The organism is Xenorhabdus budapestensis (genome assembly GCF_017743015.1).
GTDB lineage: Bacteria > Pseudomonadota > Gammaproteobacteria > Enterobacterales > Enterobacteriaceae > Xenorhabdus > Xenorhabdus budapestensis.
In genome coordinates, this window is the sequence record NZ_CP072455.1 from 2706150 (window position 1) to 2725499 (window position 19350).

The window sequence follows — 19350 nt, forward strand, 5'->3', positions numbered from 1 at the left end:
TTCAAGCTTGCTATTTTCTTCTGTTAATTACCAGAAAGAGCTTGAACTACGTTATAGGGCTGAAGATTATGGAATTATTGCAAACGAACGTACTGGAAATCCCGCAGCCTTTTCTGGTTTAGCAACAATATTAAAAATAACCGCTCCACGAGTTGGCACTTGATCTAAATTGGTCATTACTTCTATTTGATAAGTATCTTGTGCCAATACATAATTCTCGCTGAGTAACGCACTATTCTTTCTGGAGTCTTTGGCTGAATCAGTATCAAAAGTCTCGTGCCCGATAGCTTTTATTTTTCTTTCTTCAAAGAGAAAATTGAGAGCATCTAATCCCCAGCCGGGTGTCTGGTTATTTCCGTTGATATCTTTATTATCCATTTTTTCCTGAGATGGCCAGCGTTTACTCCAGTCTGTTCTTAGTGCGACAAAAGTGCCTGCTTCAATAATGCCATGTGTGGCTTCAAACTGGAGAATATCATCTTTAGACAGTGAGAAATTAGGCTCTTGTTTTGCCCGTTCTGACTGGTCAATGACAATTAATGGTAACACTAGTTCTTTTAATTCCAATTCATTCAAGAAACGAGCATCAGGTATAAAATGGCAAGGGGCATCAATGTGAGTACCATATTGACCAACAAAGGTAAATTGTTGGGCGAAAAATCCATCTGGATAACTAAACAGTGTTTTAATTTGAGCAGGGTTAAACATAAAAAAATGGGGTGAGTCTTGATCAAAACTATGTGTCAAATCGATCCATTTTTTGGATTTTAATAAAGTGAGTGCCTGTAAGATATCGTTTGTCATAACAGCCTCATCTTGTTTAATTGTAGGGGCGTTTTTGAGAAAGACAGGGTACATTTTCAATGTAGGTGACTGCTTAAGCAGTCACCAAGACCTGTCTGTTTGTGAATATTAATATCTTCCAAGAGTGATATCAATATAGGTGAGATTGGTAAATGAACACTCCTACTCTGAGATAATTAATGAGGTAATAATAACCATTGGAGATTTGTCATTATCGATAAAAGGGTTAGTAACTGCTATTGTTTGGTAATAAAGTGGTTCCCATTCTGAATAGGTTATTGGTAACTTATTTTTTACCAGTGGATGCCTGCCGATTAATAGCATAAAATTAAAAAAAATTTTCATATCATTCCGTTGAATATCTGGTTTTTAATTAATAATAAATTTTTATTATTCTTCCATCTGCTTATTGTCTGAAAAATCCATTATCATCATCCATGAGTTAATTTTTTGTTTTGAAAATGTTTGTGTTTTTATATTTATTGTTTACAGGTTATGCATACAATATAATGCCGAATTAGACTACCCGAAAAAGGGATGGTGACTAAATGACACCACCTGAAATGAATATGAATAAACGATACCGCTAATTAATATTATATTAATAAAATATCATGGTGTTGTTGTTATATTTATGTCTTATCTGTTGTAGATGTCAGCTCCATTTCATAATCACTGATAGGGAATTGCCCATAAGTATCATGTAATAATTGCTTACAGCTTTCCTGTTTAATCAGGTCGCTAAGTTCATCTAATCGTTTTTGCAATAATCTCCTAGTTTCTTTTTCATTATCTAAGACAGTCTGCAAAATTTTGGTTAATTTCTGCTGCAATGAAATAGGAGCATCTGAATCTTTTGATAATAAAGTAACCACTTCCACTGCTTTCAGGTAGGTGATTTCCATATCAACAAGTGCATCCCACTTTTCATTTCTAGCTAAATCAAGCATCTGCTCACTTAAATTAAGGATCTGCTGGTAAGCTGACAAAAGATCCAGATCATTTTTCATCAAACAATATCCTGACTGGCGTTGTAATGAGGACCTATTTGCCGCCAAGAATCTGAAATCTCGGAAAGTAAATCAATCACTTCGGTAATAGCCTTCTCATCGTTGCGTAAATTAGCATGGAGTAAACGACGACTCATATAATCATATAAAGCAAAAAGATTCTGGGCAATCTCTCCGCCTTTTTCGAAATCAAGTCCCTCTTTGAGACCATTATCAATGATATTTATCGCCTTTGAAATAGCTAAACCTTTTTCCGGAATATTCCCCTGCTGCATCAGAATAATTGCACGACGCAGGGCGCTGAGCGCCCCATTGAACAATATCTGAATCAACTGGTAAGGAGAGGCATTCATAATTTCGCTCTCAAGATCTACCTGAGCGTATAACTGGCTTGCCGAACGTTGATACATAATATCCTTTATTATTTTAAAAGCTGGGCCAAGGATAAACCTGATTGGTTCATTGAACTGATAAGCTTATCCAGTGCTGTAAATTGTTTTTTATAACGCGCCATCGTAGCATCAATATTTCTGTTGGTCTGTTCTACTTGCCTTTCTAGTGTTTTCAGACTTTTATTGATACCTTCGGTTACTGTTGCGATAGTTCCTTCATGGCTATCCAACGTTTTTTTCAATAAATTATAGGTCTGGGTTGCAAAACCAGTTTTTTCTCCATCCCCCATAAAGAAAGCTTTAACGTTGGCAGGTTTTTCTTTCAGGTTTTTTTCCAGTTTTTCGTTGCTGATTTCCAACGTACCATCCAATTTCTGTTTGATGCCCAATTTATTCAGGGTAGCAATATCAACGACTTTTTGTGCTGCAAACAATTGTTGCCTTAGTTGGCTTTGAATACCTTTTAAAGTACCGTCACCCAATAAGGGACCATTGTCTTTCGAAGCCGCTTCACCTTTTCCAACCTTTTTAAATTTGGTCAGTGAATCAAAAGTGGTTTGTACTTCATTATAAGCATCAACCCACTTTTTGATCGCCTCTTTCATTGGTTCGATATCACGGGATATAACCAAAGTTTCTGGTTTAACCACTTCTTGAGTTTCGTCACTTTTTCCCGGGACTTTTTCTGTGACTTTTTCCGAGACTTTTTTCAGGCTTAGGGTAATGCCTTCCGGGGCATCTTTTATCTCATTAGTTTGGCGTTCAATTTCAATGCCATTGACTGTTAATTTCGCATTGGTCGCTTTCACTGTTTGTGTCATTGCACTAGTGCCGCCACCTTTGCCGCCAGATGTATAGTTCAGCAAATTACCCAACTGATCATCACCTTCAACTTTGATGGTCATGACGGATTTTGTGCCGGCTTTTTTCGAAGTCAGGATCAGATAGTTTTTATTATCTTCTGCTTTGATGATGCTGGCATTAACGTTACCCTCTTTTTTATTGATGACATCACGGATTTCAACCAGAGAAGTTTCATTATCTTTCAGGGAAATAGAAATGCGCATTGGCTCTTTTTTACTTGGTTCACCTGGCTGATCGATAATAATGGTACGAGTACCTTTACCTTGTTCTCCTTGCAGGGCTTTTACATCAGCAACTTCCGTAGAGCGCAGAGACTGGGCCTTCGCAAGTTGTTTTATTTCAATAACATAGTTACCCGGACTGGCTTTAGAATCCGTACTGGGCGTAAATGTTTTATGATCTTCGCTGGTTTTGGTCGTATTGAGTTTATCGAATTTTTTGAGTTCTTCGGATGCGCTCTTTAACTTTTCCAAACTACCTTTTAATGTGCCAAAACCGGTTAGCTTAGCTTTATAGCTGCTTTGTTGTTGTGTTAATGGTTGTAAACGTTTTCTTTCATTTGCTTCAAGTTTATCCAGTAAGTTTTGATCCATCATCCCAGATCCGATTCCTACTGAGGAAATGCTAGCCATATTGACTCCTTTTAATAAAAAGCATCACTGGACTTGTTATCGGATTAATTTGTGAAAAGTTTACTGACAAAATGATTTTTTTGATTGACAGAATAATTGATGAGAACAGGCGCTGTTTGGGTTATCGGGGAAAAGGGAGAAAAAAATAAAAAAGTTTTTTCAAGAAATATTAAAGGTTCTTTTTAAGGGGCCGATAAAACTGTTGGCGGTGATGAACACCGTGAGCGAATAGGCTCAAACTAATTATATCGACTTGATTTTAAAAGGAACTCTACTATGGCATCAGTCATTAATACTAACTATTCATCTCTGCTGGCTCAGAACAACTTGACCAGATCTAAAGGCGTTTTAGGCTCTGCTATTGAGCGTCTGTCTTCTGGTTTACGTATTAACAGCGCGAAGGATGATGCTGCTGGTCAAGCGATCGCTAACCGTTTCACTGCTAATGTTAAAGGCTTGACTCAGGCTGCTCGTAACGCAAACGACGGTATCTCCATTGCTCAGACTACCGAAGGTGCTCTGAACGAAATCAACAACAACCTGCAACGTATCCGTGAACTGACTGTTCAGTCTCAAAACGGTAGTAATTCTAAAAGTGATATCAAATCAATTCAGGACGAAGTTAAACAGCGTTTGGACGAAATTGACCGTATCTCTGAACAAACTCAGTTTAACGGCGTGAAAGTACTGAGCAAAGATAGCAAAATGACTGTTCAGGTTGGTGCAAACGATAATGAAACTATCACCATCGATTTGAAAAAAATCGACAGTACTGTTCTGAAACTGGATAAGTTCGATGCAACTAAAGCTTCTACTTTTGGTGAGCAATTAACCGAAGTTAAAGGTAAAGTAGATGATGGTACTGGTAAAAAAGTTGACGGCAAAGTGAAAGTTGATACTTCTGCTCTTAAAGATATCTCTGAAGCTAAGGTCTTTCAGAAAATGAAAGAAGATGGCAAAGCTGACGGAGATAATCTCCTGATGTCTTACAAAGATGATAAAACAGGTGAGACTAAGTATGCTGAAGTAAAAGCCGATGAAAATGGAAAAATAACTATTAGTAAAGAATACCCTCCAAAAGTTAACGATCGCCCTCTGGATGCTCTGGACAGCGCTCTGGCAACAGTCGATGGCCTGCGTAGCTCCCTGGGTGCAGTTCAAAACCGTCTGGAATCCACTGTTAACAACCTGAACAACACTGTTAACAACCTGAGCGCTGCTCGTAGCCGTATCGAAGACGCTGACTACGCAGTTGAAGTTTCTAACATGAGCCGTGGTCAGATCCTGCAACAGGCTGGTACTTCTGTTTTGGCTCAGGCGAACCAGATTCCACAAACTGTTATGTCTCTGCTGCGTTAATTTTTATTTTCCAGCTAAGGATTTATGCAGGGCAACCTACATAGCTCCCGCTTATAAAATAGGGATCGGCTTGCCGATCCTTATTTTTTAGCCTCTGTTTTACAGAAACTGTTTAATAAAAACGGTTTTAACGTTCGTCAGGGACAGCCTGAAACTTGCGATGCATTCGGGCGGACAACAAAAATTTCGCATAGGTGAAAAAGAAGCGCTTTTACTTCATTGTTCAAACGATTGTACCGATTAGGTGATTGGATAATGGTATCCAGTCTCTTATCCAAAGGTGTCTGTTGTTGTGAGCGATTTGTATACCGCCGAAGGCGTGATGGACAAAAATAGCCTCTGGAAGCGCTATGTACCACTGGTTCGCCATGAAGCACTGAGGCTACAGGTAAGATTGCCTGCCAGTGTAGAGCTTGATGACCTGCTTCAGGCCGGTGGCATAGGGTTACTGAATGCAGTGGAACGTTATGATTCCTTACAAGGAACGGCGTTTACCACCTATGCGGTGCAGCGCATCAGAGGTGCAATGCTGGATGAGTTGAGGAGCCGTGATTGGGCGCCGCGTAGTGTTCGACGCAATGCACGGGAAGTCACGCAAACCATCCGTAAACTTGAGCAAGAGTTAGGCCGTCCAGCCAGTGAGCAGGAAGTTGCTAAAGAATTAAAGATTAATCTGATAGAATATCGGCAAATACTGTTAGAAACCAATAACAGTCAACTATTTTCTTATGACGAATGGCACGAAATTCATGGTGAAAGCTGTGAGCCGGTAATTGAGGAAGAGCATGAGACAAACCCTCTCCAACAGTTACTGGAAGGTGACCTCCGTCAACGGGTTATCGATGTCATTGAGTCGTTGCCTGAAAGGGAAAAAATGGTTCTTACGCTGTATTATCAGGAAGAACTTAATCTTAAAGAGATTGGCGCGGTACTTAATGTGGGGGAATCTCGCGTGAGTCAGCTCCACAGCCAGGCAATAAAAAGGCTGCGGGCGCGTTTGAATCCAGAGAAGTAACTTTTTGCTTATTTGTTTTTTGTTAAGACTACACACAGGGCTTTATCTCTTATGTCTGTTACAACACAAAAGAAACGGCCTCTTAGCCGTTATATTAAGGATTATAAACATAGTCAGACTCATTGTTTGCATTGTCATAAGACTCTTGACCGTATTTCCCTTGTTTTTAACGGTCAGGTCATCAATAAAGAAGCAATTTCTGAGATGACTGAACTGGTTGATGACAAAACATGGAATGAGTTACAGGGTAAATTTGTAGCGCTGTGCCGCTTCTGTAGTGAAATTTATTGCAATAGCCAAACTGATTACTTCGACATAATGTCATTTAAACAGTATCTGTTTGAACAAACAGAGATGAGCCATAGCACAGTACGTGAATATGTGGTTCGTTTGCGGAGACTGGATGAGTTACTGACATCAAGTAATTATCCTGAAGAAGAGTTCACACCAGAAAAAATTCAGGAAAAATTGAGTGAGAAATTGTCTCAGTCCGCTTTCAGTAACTACAATATCGCGCTGCGTAAATATGAACAATATCTGAGCTGGCAACAGAACGGACATTGTTAATTAGACAAAGACATAACGTCTGTTGGGCTGAACAATTTAAGAGGGGAATGTGATAATAACGCATTTCCCTCTGCTTTTTTAACCCATCTTTTTTAACCAATAGTCATTAAGCTGGCATTACCACCTGCCGCCGCAGTATTAATGCTTAAAGAACGCTCGTGCAATAAACGCTCCAGTAGCAGATTAGTTTCACCACGGGCAAAGCCTTGTACAGAAATAATCGGCCCTTTACGTTGCGCGACAGTTTCACAAACATAGCGAAGTTGATCACAATCACCATGATAAATGACCGCTTCCATTGCTGTGTCTTCATTCTGCCAGTCATTGACCAAATGAATAGAATAACGAATTTCATCCGGTAACTGTTGCAGCAACTGTTGGTGCAGATCATCTTTTTCCCAAATAGCTTGGCAGCCGACAGAAAGCACCGCCGCCAATTGGATCAGCGCATCCTGCTCATTATCCGCAAGACAAAGGACTTGACCACGCGGTAACAGGGTATAGGTATTACGTTCTCCCGTAGGTCCCGGTAATACACGCGTTATTCCTCCCTGAGCCAGTAAACTATATTCCTGAATAACCTTGTTCAGTTCTGAATGATTACATACTGTTGCCCATTCAGCCAATGTGTTGAAAGGAGAATGTAGGGCAATTCGGGCTTTGGCATCCAGTGAATACTCTTCATCCTGTCGCGCCAGTGTTTGAGTAGCAGCATTGACTGGACGTTGGGACAACAGACGATAAAGATAGAGTGGCCCGCCTGCTTTTGGCCCTGTTCCCGATAATCCTTCACCACCGAATGGCTGTACGCCGACGACAGCCCCTACCATATTGCGGTTGACATATAAATTTCCGACTTTCGCTTTACTGGTAACTTGAGCGATGGTTTCATCGATACGAGTGTGAATACCCAATGTTAAACCGTAGCCGGAGGCGTTAATCTGATCCAACAACTTATCCAATTCATCCCGTTTAAAGCGCACAACATGCAGAACCGGGCCGAAAATTTCTTTTTTTAATTCATCAAAGCTGTCCAGTTCGATAAGTGTTGGTTTGATGAACGTACCTTGTGACCATTCTTGGCTGTCTGATGTATTTTCAGCCTGATAAATCGTTCTGCCTTTGGTACGCATGGTTTGAATGTGGCGTTCGATATTTGCTTTCGCTTCAGCATCAATCACCGGGCCGATATCTGTAGCCAAGTGTTCCGGGTTGCCCATCCGGCATTCAGTCATCGCCCCTTTCAACATAGTGAGTGTTCTGTCGGCTACGTCATCTTGTACACAGAGAATGCGCAAGGCAGAGCAGCGTTGACCAGCACTGTCAAAGGCAGACGCAATAACATCGGTAACAACCTGTTCTGTCAGGGCAGAAGAATCGACAATCATCGCATTCATGCCGCCTGTTTCTGCAATCAATGGCGTTGGACGCCCTTGTGCATCAAGGCGACCGGCTATATTGCGTTGTAACAGGCTGGCAACTTCGGTAGAGCCGGTGAACATCACACCACGTACGCGCTCATCACCTACCAGCATTGCGCCGACGGTTTCCCCTTGTCCCGGTAGCAATTGCAGGACGTCGCGGGGAATGCCTGCCTGATGTAGCATTCTAACGGCAACTGCTGCAATCAACGGTGTTTGCTCTGCTGGTTTTGCCAATACACTGTTACCAGCGGCTAATGCTGCGGCAATCTGACCGGTGAAAATTGCCAGAGGGAAGTTCCATGGACTGATACAAACCACAGGTCCCAGCGGGCGATGTGTATCATTGGCGAAATCCTGACGAACTTGATCCGCATAATAATAGAGGAAATCCACCGCTTCACGGACTTCTGCAATAGCATTGTTAAACGTTTTACCCGCTTCACGCACCAGAATACCAAGCAGGGATTGCAGGTTGTTTTCTATCAACTCCGCAGCACGCACTAAGATAGCCGCTCGCTCTGATGGTGGTGTTGCAAACCAGATTGCTCCTGCATTAGTGGAAACTTCCAGCGCATGGTTGACTTCCTGCTCAGTGGTTTCACGAACATAACCAACGGTATCAGAAGATTTGGCCGGGTTATTGACAGGTTTGGCTACAGGTAACTCTCCGGTATGGGTGTAATCACCACCCAACAGCGGTTCACTATTCCATGTTTCCATTGAAGAACTCAGCAGGGCGCTGGAAAGTGAAGCCAGACGGTGTTCATTGGAAAGATCAAGCCCCGATGAATTGACGCGGGTTTTACCATACAAATCAATTGGCAATGGGATTTTCGGATGCGGCAGGCCGATTTGCCCTTCGGATTTAGCCAACTCTTGTACCACTTTCACTGGATCGGCAACCAATTCATCAATCGGCAGGGATTTATCTGCTATGCGGTTGACAAACGATGTATTAGCCCCATTTTCTAGCAAGCGGCGCACCAGATAGGCTAATAACGTCTCATGTGTTCCGACTGGCGCATAAATGCGACATGGTCGATTGAGCTTACCATCAGCAATTTTGCCAACCACCTGTTCATAAAGCGGCTCACCCATACCATGCAGGCACTGGAATTCATATTGGCCCGGATAGTAATTTTGCCCGGCGAGATGGTAGATAGCAGACAGAGTATGGGCATTATGAGTAGCAAATTGTGGGTAAATAAGATTAGGAACGGAAAGTAACTTGCGGGCGCAGGCAAGGTAAGAAACATCGGTATACACTTTGCGGGTATAGACCGGATATCCTTCCAGCCCATCGACTTGAGCACGTTTGATTTCGCTGTCCCAATATGCGCCTTTTACCAAACGGATCATCAACCTGTGACGGCTACGTTGTGCCAAATCGATAATACTGTCAATCACGAAAGGACAGCGTTTCTGGTAAGCCTGAATCACAAAGCCAATTCCGTTCCAGCCTTCCAGTTGTGGTTCAAAACAGAGTCTTTCCAGCAAATCGAGAGAAATTTCCAGGCGATCAGCTTCTTCTGCGTCGATATTGATACCAACATCATACTGGCGAGCCTGTAAGGTCAGCGCAAGTAAGCGCGGATAGAGTTCATCTATAACACGCTCATACTGGGCACGGCTATAACGGGGATGTAGGGCAGAGAGTTTGATGGAAATTCCCGGCCCTTCATAAATGCCACGCCCGTTTGATGCCTTACCAATCGCATGGATAGCTTGTTGATAAGAAACCATATAAGCCTGTGCATCTTCTTCAGTCAGAGCGGCTTCACCAAGCATGTCATAAGAGTAACGGAATCCTTTTTCTTCCAGCTTGCGCGCATTGGCGAGAGCCTGAGCAATAGTTTCCCCTGTCACAAACTGTTCGCCCATCAGACGCATTGCCATATCTACGCCTTTGCGTACTAATGGTTCACCGCTCTTACTGATGATCCGATTTAAGGATTTAGAGAGTTTGGCTTCATTGTGGGTAGAGACCAGTTTACCTGTAAACAACAATCCCCATGTAGCAGCGTTAACGAACATGGACGGGCTTTGACCAAGATGTGAATACCAATTGCCGTTACTAATCTTGTCACGGATCAGGGCGTCACGGGTTGCTTTATCGGGAATGCGTAGCAGCGCTTCGGCAAGGCACATTAATGCAACACCTTCCTGTGAAGAAAGTGAAAACTCTTGCAATAACCCCTGAACCAGACCGGAACGACCAATACCATGTTTCTGTTGGCGTAATTTCTCTGCGATGGAATAAGCAAGTTTATGGGTTGCCTTAGTTTGTTCTTCTGATAATTGAGCCCGTTGCAGCAACATAGGAACTGCTTGTGTTTCAGGCAGACGATACGCAGCAGTAATTGCGGAACGTTTCACCGATTGGGGTAAAATATGTTCGGCAAAATCCAGAAATGGTTGATAAGGGGCCTCAATCTGTGATTCTTCTTCGGAAATCTTTTCTTCTTTGTTATTCTGGGCGGCTGATATTTCTGGGATCTTTTCCTCATTTTCCAGACGTTCGAGATAATTAAAGATGGCTTGCTTAATCAGCCAGTGTGGTGTGCGTTCAATTCGTTGTGCAGCAGTTTTAATACGATCACGCGTTGCTTCATCGAGCTTCACGCCCATAGTGGTACTACCCATTCTCACTCCTTAATAGGTAAGACTAATCAAGTTACAGAACAATATCTTCCATGTTGCAACTTTGTGCAACCATGTTAAAAGCTGTTGTTTGGAATTTGTGAAATTAATCTGATTTTGATGAATGTAGTTGGTGAGCTTATTATTAATGAATTATCTATATGATACATAATATATTTTTATCATATTTATGAATCAAATCATAATCGACCGTTTTATAAAAGGTACAACTTCTGGAGCATAAATGTGACTTGGCAAGCGTTTCTTGTAAAAAATACCGTTAATCAGTTGTTAAAAATGTTTTAGCTAATCTAGGATAGAGAGTGATTTAAAAACAATTACAAATATAAACTATACATACCGGAATAACTCCACCTTCAGTAAAATTATCTTCGGGTACAACTCTGGTATAACCGGACAAGTGGATACTTGCTTTGAAGATATATTGGGCTGATAGGGGAATTTTAAATACAGATAACATCATTGACGCAAATCAGACCGTCTGAATAAACAGGATTTGCAAAAAAATACTATGGAGAAGAACCTGCATGACAGTAAATTCACCAATGCTAATTACCTTTATTGTCTATATTGCTGCGATGCTGCTAATAGGCTTCATGGCTTACCGTGCCACCAAAAATTTCGATGATTATATTCTAGGTGGCCGGCGATTAGGCAGTGTGGTAACAGCATTATCTGCTGGCGCTTCTGATATGAGTGGCTGGTTATTAATGGGGCTACCGGGTGCGATTTTTTTAGCGGGTATTTCCAAAGCTTGGATTGCATTAGGTTGTCTGCTTGGTGCATATCTGAACTGGCGATGGGTTGCAGGGAGATTGCGTGTACATACTGAAGCTAATAATAACGCCTTAACATTACCGGATTATTTTACCAATCGTTTTGAAGATAAAAGTAAACTTCTGCGCATTATTTCCGCATTAGTCATTTTGATTTTCTTCACAATTTATTGCGCATCTGCTGTTGTGGCTGGCGGATTGTTGTTCGAAAACACATTCGGTATGAGTTATGAAAAAGCGATTTGGATTGGTGCATTAGCTACCATCGCTTATACCTTTCTCGGTGGTTTTCTGGCTGTAAGCTGGACCGATACAGTTCAGGCATCTTTAATGATTTTTGCTTTGATTCTGGTGCCTGTTTTGATCCTTTTTAAACTTGGTGGATTTGAATCAGCTATTGATATTATCAAAGCAAAAGATCCTGCTTATCTGGATATGTTTCAGGGTGTACAGACCATCACTATTATCTCCTTATTAGGGTGGGGATTCGGTTATTTTGGTCAACCACATATTCTGGCTCGCTTTATGGCGGCTGATTCTCATCAGACTATCCATAAAGCCCGTCGTATCAGTATGACCTGGATGTTTTTATGTCTCGCAGGAACAGTTGCCGTTGGCTTCTTCGGTATTGCCTATTTTGAGCAAAATCCAGCACAAGCTGGGAATGTTATGCAAAATAGTGAACGTATTTTCATGGAGTTGGGGGTCATTTTATTCAATCCGTGGATTACTGGGGTATTACTGTCTGCTGTTCTGGCTGCGATTATGAGTACCTTGAGTTGTCAATTGCTGGTTTGTTCCAGTGCATTAACAGAAGATCTTTACAAAGCATTTATACGGACTAAAGCAAGTCAAAAAGAACTGGTGTGGATTGGTCGTTTGATGGTTCTGGTGGTCGCAGCTATCGCGATAGCGATAGCGACCAACCCGAACAACAAAGTATTGGCTTTGGTCAGTAATGCCTGGGCTGGCTTTGGCGCTGCATTTGGCCCGGTAGTGTTAATTTCAGTGCTCTGGAAACGGATGACACGTGATGGGGCATTGGCTGGTATGGTGGTGGGTGCAATCACGGTACTGGTATGGATGGAATACCAATGGTTTGGTTTGTATGAAATCATCCCAGGGTTTATTTTTGCTTCTTTTGCGATTGTGGTAGTGAGTTTGTTGGGTAAAGCTCCAAACCAGGCTATTCAGCAGCGTTTTACTGAAGCAGAAGCTCTGTATAAGACTAAATAAATTCTACTAAAAAGCCTCTGATATTTCGGAGGTTCATTCATTAATTATCCCCTGTATCTTTCAAATTACAGTTTTGTTGAATGCAACTTGAAAGGTGGAGGGGTTATTATCAATTAATCCCTTCATGTCCAATTTCAATCAAACAAAGCTGGTCTCCAAAAATTTATTGGAGAACCAGCTTGCCTAAGTTTTAATTAGGACTCTGATGCAGATCCAGACATGGATGCAGGATAAAGATAAGCAGACCACTCATTATACTGACAAACAAATATAGAAGCATGTTTTGATGACAATGGATTAGCTAAATTAAAAACTTTGTTTCTTAAATCAGTAGCAGAACTTAGTGATTTTCCAATATAAGTTCCGGCAGGTAAAACCATAATTTCGCCATTGTTGTATCTGACTGTTCTATGAAAATCAATTATTTTCATAGATTCATTAAGAGCATTATGTTCTCTTGGACCTGCACCAAAAATTTCAACACGAATCAGATAATTATTCATATATCGTCTCTCTTTTATTTAAGAAAATATCAGTTATCCACTTTTTTTGACCACAGAACGTTATAATTACATCCAATCTCTTTCCGAGGCTGGTGTGCCGGTGAATTTAACAGGTATTAATGATATTTTGCCATATCAATAATTCACAGTTATTTGAGGAAATAGTCATGTAATCGGAAATAGCAAAGTATAGGAAAGGAAATAGTATTTTTTGCGGATTTTAATATTCTGAAAAATGAATATTTAATTATAGAGTTAAGAAGTAAAGTAGCTTTGTAATAATGAGAAAATAAAAGTTATTAAATTATTTGTTGTCTGATAACGTTTGTAAGAGTACAGTTTTCAAATTGGGGTAATGACTTTTATTTATTGATAGTGATGAATATTTAAATAATGACGACACTGTTTCAAGTCATGTATTAAATAGTTAGTTGTTGTGATATGCTTCCCGCCTTTTAAGGGTAAAGCATGGTCAAAGTTGACGTCTATTGCCGTTATTGTCACAAATCAGAACAGGTCAAAGGACATAGAATACACTTATCAAGCCTGCAAACCCGGCGTTAAAGAGCAGATTGTCGACATAGCGATGAATAACGGGGGAATTCGTGACACCGCTCGAATCCTGAAAGTCGCAACAGCCACCGTCATGAAAACGTTAAAAACCTCACGCCCCGAAACGTAACGACGCTGCCCCTTGATGGAAATAACATTCAGCTTATCGGTGAAATAGACGAGCAATGGTCATTTGTGGGGAACAAGAAAAATCAACGCTGGTTTTGGTATGTTTGGGAGTCCCGCCTAAAACGAATAGTGGCCCATGTTTTTGGCGATCGCAGTAGAAAAACGTTAGACAAGCTACTTGCTCTCTTATCGCCCTTTAATATTCGGTTTTACTGCACAGATGATTATGTTGTTTATGATAACCTTCCCGAGGAAGATCACCTGACTGGAAAGACGTTTACTCAACGTATAGAGAGAACGAATTTAACTCAGCGTACTCGAGTAAAAAGACTGAATAGAAAAACTATCAGTTATTCAAAATCCGAAGAAATGCACGATAAGGTGATAGGGACTTTTATTGAGCGTGAGTACTATTTTTGATATTCAATCTAACTATTTAATACATAACCTCCCCCCGAACTGAATAATTACCCGCAGGCTGATAACTTCCAGCAGGTTGATAATTCCCGCGCGGCTGATATTTATCGTCCGATTCCGGTTTGGTGTAACTTTCTCCCTTTGAGGCATAATTGCCAGCTGGTGCATAGTTGCCCTTTAGTTGATACTGTCCGTCACTCTCCTCTTTGGAATAGCAGTAACCGGCAGTCAGATAATTTCCCATCGGCTGATATTTAGCATCGGATTCAGGTTTGGTATAACTCTCCCCTTTCAATGCATAATTCCCGGCAGGCGCATAGTTGCCTTTTGGCTGAAAACGTTGATTGGCCTCTTCTTTGTTGTATGCCCCCACTTCACCGGCAGTCAGGTCGGCTTTTAACTCTATTCAGGCATTGCCTGCGGCGGGGGCTTCCTTATTGTTCTCAATGCGGGATTGCCAGAGCTTTTGGTTGTGGTACACCAACGCCCGCAACGGGTACGGTTGTACATCGGTTAACCATTGCGCCGCGCCGAACGTCTGGATTTCCCCCACAGCTTCCGTGATATCGTGGAAAATCCCGCTCATTTTCTCGCGTTCGATATCTTTCGCTGCCGGATCGATATTCTGGTCACGCTCGTAATCGTAGCCATAGCCCTGCGTATAAGATACTGCGCCATCTGGCTGGACTTCATTAGGAATAGCCACTCTGTCCCCTTACGCGGCAAAGGGCGTTTTAAAGATTTTAGTCATGGATTTAAGCTCCGAAATTACTGCTTAAGTAATTGGTGTGTTTTTTGCCCAGTGGTCAGTTGCAGGATGTAATCACTGTTACGCCGGAAGTTGCCTTTAAAGTTTCGTTTCTTGTCAAAACCAATGCCTGTCTTAGTCTTGTCACTGGGGGCAACGTCGATCCCCAGCGACACATCCAGAATGCGTGCCCAGACTGCTAGCCCAAAATCATTAGCGGTGTCGATATTGAACACGTCTCGATACCAGTGGTGCCAGAATGCCACATTGCTGTGCTCAAAATAGGCAGCTTTGCGATGTGCTAGCGTATTCAGCTTCGGGGCGTTTTCGTACTGCCAGAGAATGGCGCGCAGCAGGTCAGAATGAAAATCAAACGCTTGTATTTTCATGTCATCACCACCTGCACTGAGCCGCGATGCAGCCGGGCGACTTCGTTAAGTTTGATGGGGATCGTGCCCATCAGCCAATTCTGACCATCCCTTGACAGCTCCACTTTGGTGATAAACAATCGGGCCTCAATGCTGTTAATCGCTGCTGAGATGTCAAACAGTGACACTTCCTGCCCGACCACCAGACCGCTGTCGCCGTCCAGTTCCCCGCGTACCCACTGTTCAATGGCATCAGGGATCAGGCTTTGGGCGTCCATCGTGGATTTTTTCACCGTTACGCGACAGAAGATGATTTTTTCACTAGGGCGATCAAAGCGAATTTCATATTCCTGCCCGCTCACCCGCTCAGTGACGGTCACCACTTCTTGCCCATTATAGGCCGCACCGATGGTTTTACTCTCCTTGCCGATAATCAGGGTGCTGATAGTTTCAAACCGCGCCCCAGTTACTGACTCGGCCTGTGCACCTTTCGGGATTATCGTATCGGGCACACCGCCGAATTCGACATTGCTGAGGTAAGAACGCGTGGCGGCAAAGCGGCTGCCGCCCATCAGTGCCCAGATCGCATCTAAAAAGATGCCTCCGGCGATATCAGGGTTAATCTGGTTGGCAAGTTCGGCATTGTTCCTGACCATAGCGTCACGGTTTTCGATCTCCATCGTCACCAGTACGCCTTGCGGAGTTTCCGGTAACAGGTCGATGTCCTGCCCGAACGCGGCGTAAAAATCATTTTCCTCCGCCTGCCGACCAAATACGGTTTTCCAGTACGGCAGACCCTTATCCACTTTATGCAACATTTCCCCGCACCAAATCATTATTGGTATCGACTGCAAAGCTAATCATAGTGGTGCTCCCGTGTAGCCATTCCCCGTGTGAACACCGCTGTGTTGATGGGTATCACCAATATTGCGCCCGTTATGGCGCATCGTGCCACCATAGGAATCACTGTTACCATTGACCGCATGGTTGCCATTAATCGTGACATTGCCGGTGAATATCGTTTCCGGCGTATTCACTTCAAATTTCGGCGTGTCCAGTACAGCCTTATCTTTGTGCAGTGACAGACAAACGCTGCCATCCATTGACTGGATCACCAAGGCATCAATGTTTTTGCCCTCAATCACCCAGCCTTTCAGGGTATCGGGGAAGAACATGGCGTCACTGAACGAATGCAGCCGCGCCGTGTTGGGCTGGTCTTCCTGCCCTCCACGCTGGCAGATCAGGCTGATATCCCGGTCGTTGGCTTTTAACCAGCCAAAATCACCGGGTTTAATAGGAACGCGCAGAAAAAAGCCCCCGCCACCAAAACGAAACACTGGGATGTTATGCCCCGATGCGCGAGATATCATCTGTCCTTCGGTCGTGGCTATCATTACCAGCGGTTTAATGACTGTACGGTTGGTTTGGTCGTCATAACTGACCACCGTGGCGGGCAGCATATCTTCAACATTGAGCAACAGGTTACGAAATGCCACCATAAACTGCCCTGCCAAACTGCCTTCACTGGCGATATCGCTATTGGGTTGATTCATCTTTACGCTCGCTTACAGGTGGCGGTGTAGAAAAAGGCATTATCGTGAGAGGCAATATCAAATTTCAGTTGCTCAATAATGTAATCGCCGTTGAGGGATTTATTCAGTTTACTGTCCAGACGCAACATGCCGCCAAGGAATGTTCTGCTCAAGAAAAATCGGACACTTTTACGAAGGCCATTTCATATTCCACGGGTGTTAAATCATTATTGGCCGTGTGCAATCGTGTTAAATTGTAATAATGCAGATAATCCAATCCATCTTTTTTCCTCTCTGCCTGGTTTTCATGATGGGTTTTGAAGAGCCAATCCTGTTTCAAACTGCCAAAGAAACGTTCGACAACAGCGTTATCCCAACACGCCCCGACATCCCCCCAAACATTCCCCCACCAATACAATCCATTAACTCAAATACGCTTTTTTGTTGCATTCCTATAAATTAGCTCTCTTTCCACTTCATAGATGTAAGCCATCCCTGATCAACGGCTCAGCAGAGCTAATTTATTATAATGGGTTACTTTATATTTCTATGATGCTTTCGGTCACGACTTCAACCATCCTTACTTGAGTATCCATAACTCATTGAAAAATTCTAATCATCAATATAAATGGAATGTAATTGGGTATTCTAAAACTGCATATTCATCACTTCACGATACGCACTATCCAGCTTATTCTTGACCTGAATACCGATTTGCAACGAGATGCTCGCTTTCTGCATATTGACCATCACATCATTCAGTTCCACACCTGGTACACCCAGAGTGAAGTTTTGTGCCTGTTTAGCCGCATTCACACGGTTTTGGTTTATTTTTTCTACCGCGGCGGTAAGCTGACTGGCAAATCCTCCCTTTACAGGCATAGGTTTAGCAATATTGCCTGCTTGTAATGCCTGCGTCTGCATTTGTTGTAGTACACCTTCAATTGCCTGAATTGACATAAAAACCTCGTGTTAAATCACCCTATTGATTACGTGATTAAATGCCATATTAGCCGTAGGCTGGTTGGCAGTTTTTCCAGGCTGCCACCGTAACATAGCCCTTTCAATCTAAAGCGGGTAATTGAAGTAAAAATTCGAAGCTTATTGTGCCATTAAAAGATATGTGAACAGCGAATAATGACGAGATTAATTATATCAATCGTTTTCAAGTTGCTTCGCAACGGCAAGAGGATGAGTTCTCAGCGGCATAATCAACCATGTCACAGGAGCGAACACCGCCAACCAAGAGGCAACTTGAAAGACGATGGGTATATAAGAAGAGTTTTTTCGCTTGCGTATGGGGAGTCTGTTTTGTTACGCCACGCTTTTAGTATTCATGTTGACCAGCAAGGCAAGGATCGTCTATGAGTGCAGCAACAACCGACGCTGAGAATCCACAGAAGGGTTTCAGCGCTATTATCAACAGGATAAAAGCTGATCCAAAAGTTCCATTATTATAGCAGAATCAACATAACCTGACATATTCAATATGCTCCGTAAACAACTCATCAACTGAACATCTTTTTTGCCTCCTTATCGCTTTTGCTCCGCCCCATTTGTGTTCTATAGGGTTCAAATCCGGACTATAAGCGGGAAGCCATTCCAGTTGACATCTGCTGTCTGCTATCGCTTGTGTCGTGTCATTCCGTTTATGGAAAGGCGCATTATCCATCACTATCACTGCTCCGTGTGGAAGCTTTGGCAGCAAATCTTGCGTCATCCACGCATAAAAAACATCGGCATTAATATTCTCGGTAAATAAGCTTAAGGTGACGAAGGTATTTTCGAGAATGGCGCCAATGACGTTGATACGGCCTTTTGCGTGCCAGTCATGCGTACCAAAACAGCGTAACCCTTTTTCCGAATATCCATGTTTACGTGGCATCGATTGAGCAAAACCACTTTCATCCAAATAAACAATGGGTCTGCCAGTCTGTTCATAATCGCTGATGCGCGCGATAAATGCCTGACGAGCTTGAGGATCAGCGCGAGGGTGTTGGAGCGTTTTTTTTCTGGGTGATCCGAAGTCGTTTCAAGGCGTAATGAATAGCCGATTGCGAGACACCTAAACGTTTTGCTCTTTCCCATTGATAGTCATCAGGAAAATTTTGGACATCCGCAATGAGTACCTCATCAGGGATTTTCGTGGCGGGTTTATCGCGGGTCATGCAAGGTTCTATTTTATTGCACCACCGGAACAAGGTACGCATGGAGATTTCAAAATGGGCACTCGTTTGTTCGAAAGTCAACGAATGCTTGTCTTTGTATGCCAGTACTCGCTTTCGAAAATCTAAGCTGTAGCCCATCTCATTTTATGCCTTGTCATCTTAGATTTAGATATTATGTCATATTAATATGATT

At 42.6% G+C, this 19350-nt stretch carries 15 protein-coding genes and 5 pseudogenes; 5 read left to right on the forward strand and 15 right to left on the reverse strand.

Annotation, left to right across the window (positions count from 1 at the left end):
* Window positions 1-66 precede the first annotated feature (66 nt).
* The 4 genes from HGO23_RS11670 to fliD all read right to left on the reverse strand — a co-directional run bounded on the left by HGO23_RS11670 (window position 67) and on the right by fliD (window position 3702).
* Complete coding sequence (locus HGO23_RS11670) at window positions 67-804, reverse strand: cyclase family protein (RefSeq protein WP_099135765.1); 738 nt, start codon at window positions 802-804, stop codon at window positions 67-69.
* 632 nt (window positions 805-1436) lie between these two features.
* Window positions 1437-1814 (reverse strand): flagella biosynthesis regulatory protein FliT, encoded by a 378-nt coding sequence (fliT, locus tag HGO23_RS11675; protein WP_099135684.1) that lies wholly within the window; start codon window positions 1812-1814, stop codon window positions 1437-1439.
* Complete coding sequence (fliS, locus tag HGO23_RS11680; RefSeq protein WP_099135685.1) at window positions 1814-2224, reverse strand: flagellar export chaperone FliS; 411 nt, start codon at window positions 2222-2224, stop codon at window positions 1814-1816. Before fliS ends, fliT begins: the two co-directional genes overlap by 1 nt.
* Window positions 2225-2235: 11 nt before the next feature.
* Complete coding sequence (gene fliD / locus HGO23_RS11685) at window positions 2236-3702, reverse strand: flagellar filament capping protein FliD (RefSeq protein WP_099135686.1); 1467 nt, start codon at window positions 3700-3702, stop codon at window positions 2236-2238.
* 276 nt (window positions 3703-3978) lie between these two features.
* Here fliD and HGO23_RS11690 point away from each other — a divergent pair, with 276 nt between their 5' ends.
* From HGO23_RS11690 to fliZ, 3 genes are all read left to right on the forward strand, one after another.
* Window positions 3979-5061 carry a FliC/FljB family flagellin gene (locus HGO23_RS11690; protein ID WP_099135687.1) on the forward strand — a complete coding sequence of 361 codons (1083 nt, stop codon included), beginning with the start codon at window positions 3979-3981 and terminating at the stop codon, window positions 5059-5061.
* Window positions 5062-5353: 292 nt separating this feature from the next.
* Window positions 5354-6076 (forward strand): RNA polymerase sigma factor FliA, encoded by a 723-nt coding sequence (locus HGO23_RS11695; RefSeq protein ID WP_047680173.1) that lies wholly within the window; start codon window positions 5354-5356, stop codon window positions 6074-6076.
* Window positions 6077-6127: 51 nt separating this feature from the next.
* Window positions 6128-6643, forward strand: a complete 516-nt coding sequence (gene fliZ / locus HGO23_RS11700) for a flagella biosynthesis regulatory protein FliZ (protein WP_099135688.1) — start codon at window positions 6128-6130, stop codon at window positions 6641-6643.
* Between the two features lie 92 nt (window positions 6644-6735).
* Here the strand turns inward: fliZ and putA are convergent, their stop codons facing one another.
* A complete protein-coding gene (putA, locus tag HGO23_RS11705; protein WP_209026720.1) occupies window positions 6736-10710 on the reverse strand; it encodes a trifunctional transcriptional regulator/proline dehydrogenase/L-glutamate gamma-semialdehyde dehydrogenase in 3975 nt (1324 codons plus the stop codon).
* Window positions 10711-11255: 545 nt separating this feature from the next.
* Between putA and putP the strand changes: the two genes are divergently transcribed.
* Window positions 11256-12740, forward strand: a complete 1485-nt coding sequence (putP, locus tag HGO23_RS11710) for a sodium/proline symporter PutP (protein WP_209026721.1) — start codon at window positions 11256-11258, stop codon at window positions 12738-12740.
* A gap of 194 nt (window positions 12741-12934) precedes the next feature.
* On the opposite strand, the gene HGO23_RS11715 is transcribed toward putP, so the two are convergent.
* Window positions 12935-13243, reverse strand: a complete 309-nt coding sequence (locus HGO23_RS11715) for a type V toxin-antitoxin system endoribonuclease antitoxin GhoS (protein WP_209026722.1) — start codon at window positions 13241-13243, stop codon at window positions 12935-12937.
* Between the two features lie 468 nt (window positions 13244-13711).
* On the opposite strand from HGO23_RS11715, the pseudogene HGO23_RS11720 reads away from it, so the two are divergent.
* Window positions 13712-14344 (forward strand): annotated as a pseudogene (locus HGO23_RS11720) (IS1 family transposase).
* A 307-nt stretch (window positions 14345-14651) separates the two neighbouring features.
* On the opposite strand, the pseudogene HGO23_RS20065 reads toward HGO23_RS11720, so the two are convergent.
* The 9 genes and pseudogenes from HGO23_RS20065 to HGO23_RS11765 all read right to left on the reverse strand — a co-directional run.
* Window positions 14652-15047 (reverse strand): annotated as a pseudogene (locus HGO23_RS20065) (phage baseplate protein); the annotation flags it as partial.
* An 86-nt stretch (window positions 15048-15133) separates the two neighbouring features.
* Window positions 15134-15478: pseudogene (locus tag HGO23_RS11730) on the reverse strand (baseplate wedge 1 family protein); the annotation flags it as partial.
* Window positions 15475-16275 (reverse strand): baseplate J/gp47 family protein, encoded by an 801-nt coding sequence (locus HGO23_RS11735; RefSeq protein ID WP_209026724.1) that lies wholly within the window; start codon window positions 16273-16275, stop codon window positions 15475-15477. The gene HGO23_RS11735 and the pseudogene HGO23_RS11730, both read right to left, overlap by 4 nt.
* 42 nt (window positions 16276-16317) lie before the next feature.
* Window positions 16318-17010 carry a Gp138 family membrane-puncturing spike protein gene (locus HGO23_RS11740; RefSeq protein WP_209026725.1) on the reverse strand — a complete coding sequence of 231 codons (693 nt, stop codon included), beginning with the start codon at window positions 17008-17010 and terminating at the stop codon, window positions 16318-16320.
* A 2-nt stretch (window positions 17011-17012) separates the two neighbouring features.
* A pseudogene (locus HGO23_RS11745) lies at window positions 17013-17147 on the reverse strand (baseplate hub protein); the annotation flags it as partial.
* An 11-nt stretch (window positions 17148-17158) separates the two neighbouring features.
* Window positions 17159-17383, reverse strand: a pseudogene (locus HGO23_RS11750) (integrase core domain-containing protein); the annotation flags it as partial.
* Between the two features lie 254 nt (window positions 17384-17637).
* Window positions 17638-17949 (reverse strand): flagellar hook-basal body complex protein FliE, encoded by a 312-nt coding sequence (gene fliE / locus HGO23_RS11755; protein ID WP_099134813.1) that lies wholly within the window; start codon window positions 17947-17949, stop codon window positions 17638-17640.
* Window positions 17950-18454: 505 nt separating this feature from the next.
* A complete protein-coding gene (locus tag HGO23_RS11760; RefSeq protein WP_244967959.1) occupies window positions 18455-18949 on the reverse strand; it encodes an IS630 family transposase in 495 nt (164 codons plus the stop codon).
* Window positions 18950-18971: 22 nt separating this feature from the next.
* On the reverse strand, window positions 18972-19295 hold the full coding sequence (locus tag HGO23_RS11765) for an IS630 transposase-related protein (RefSeq protein WP_099137150.1): 324 nt from the start codon (window positions 19293-19295) through the stop codon (window positions 18972-18974).
* Window positions 19296-19350: the final 55 nt, after the last annotated feature.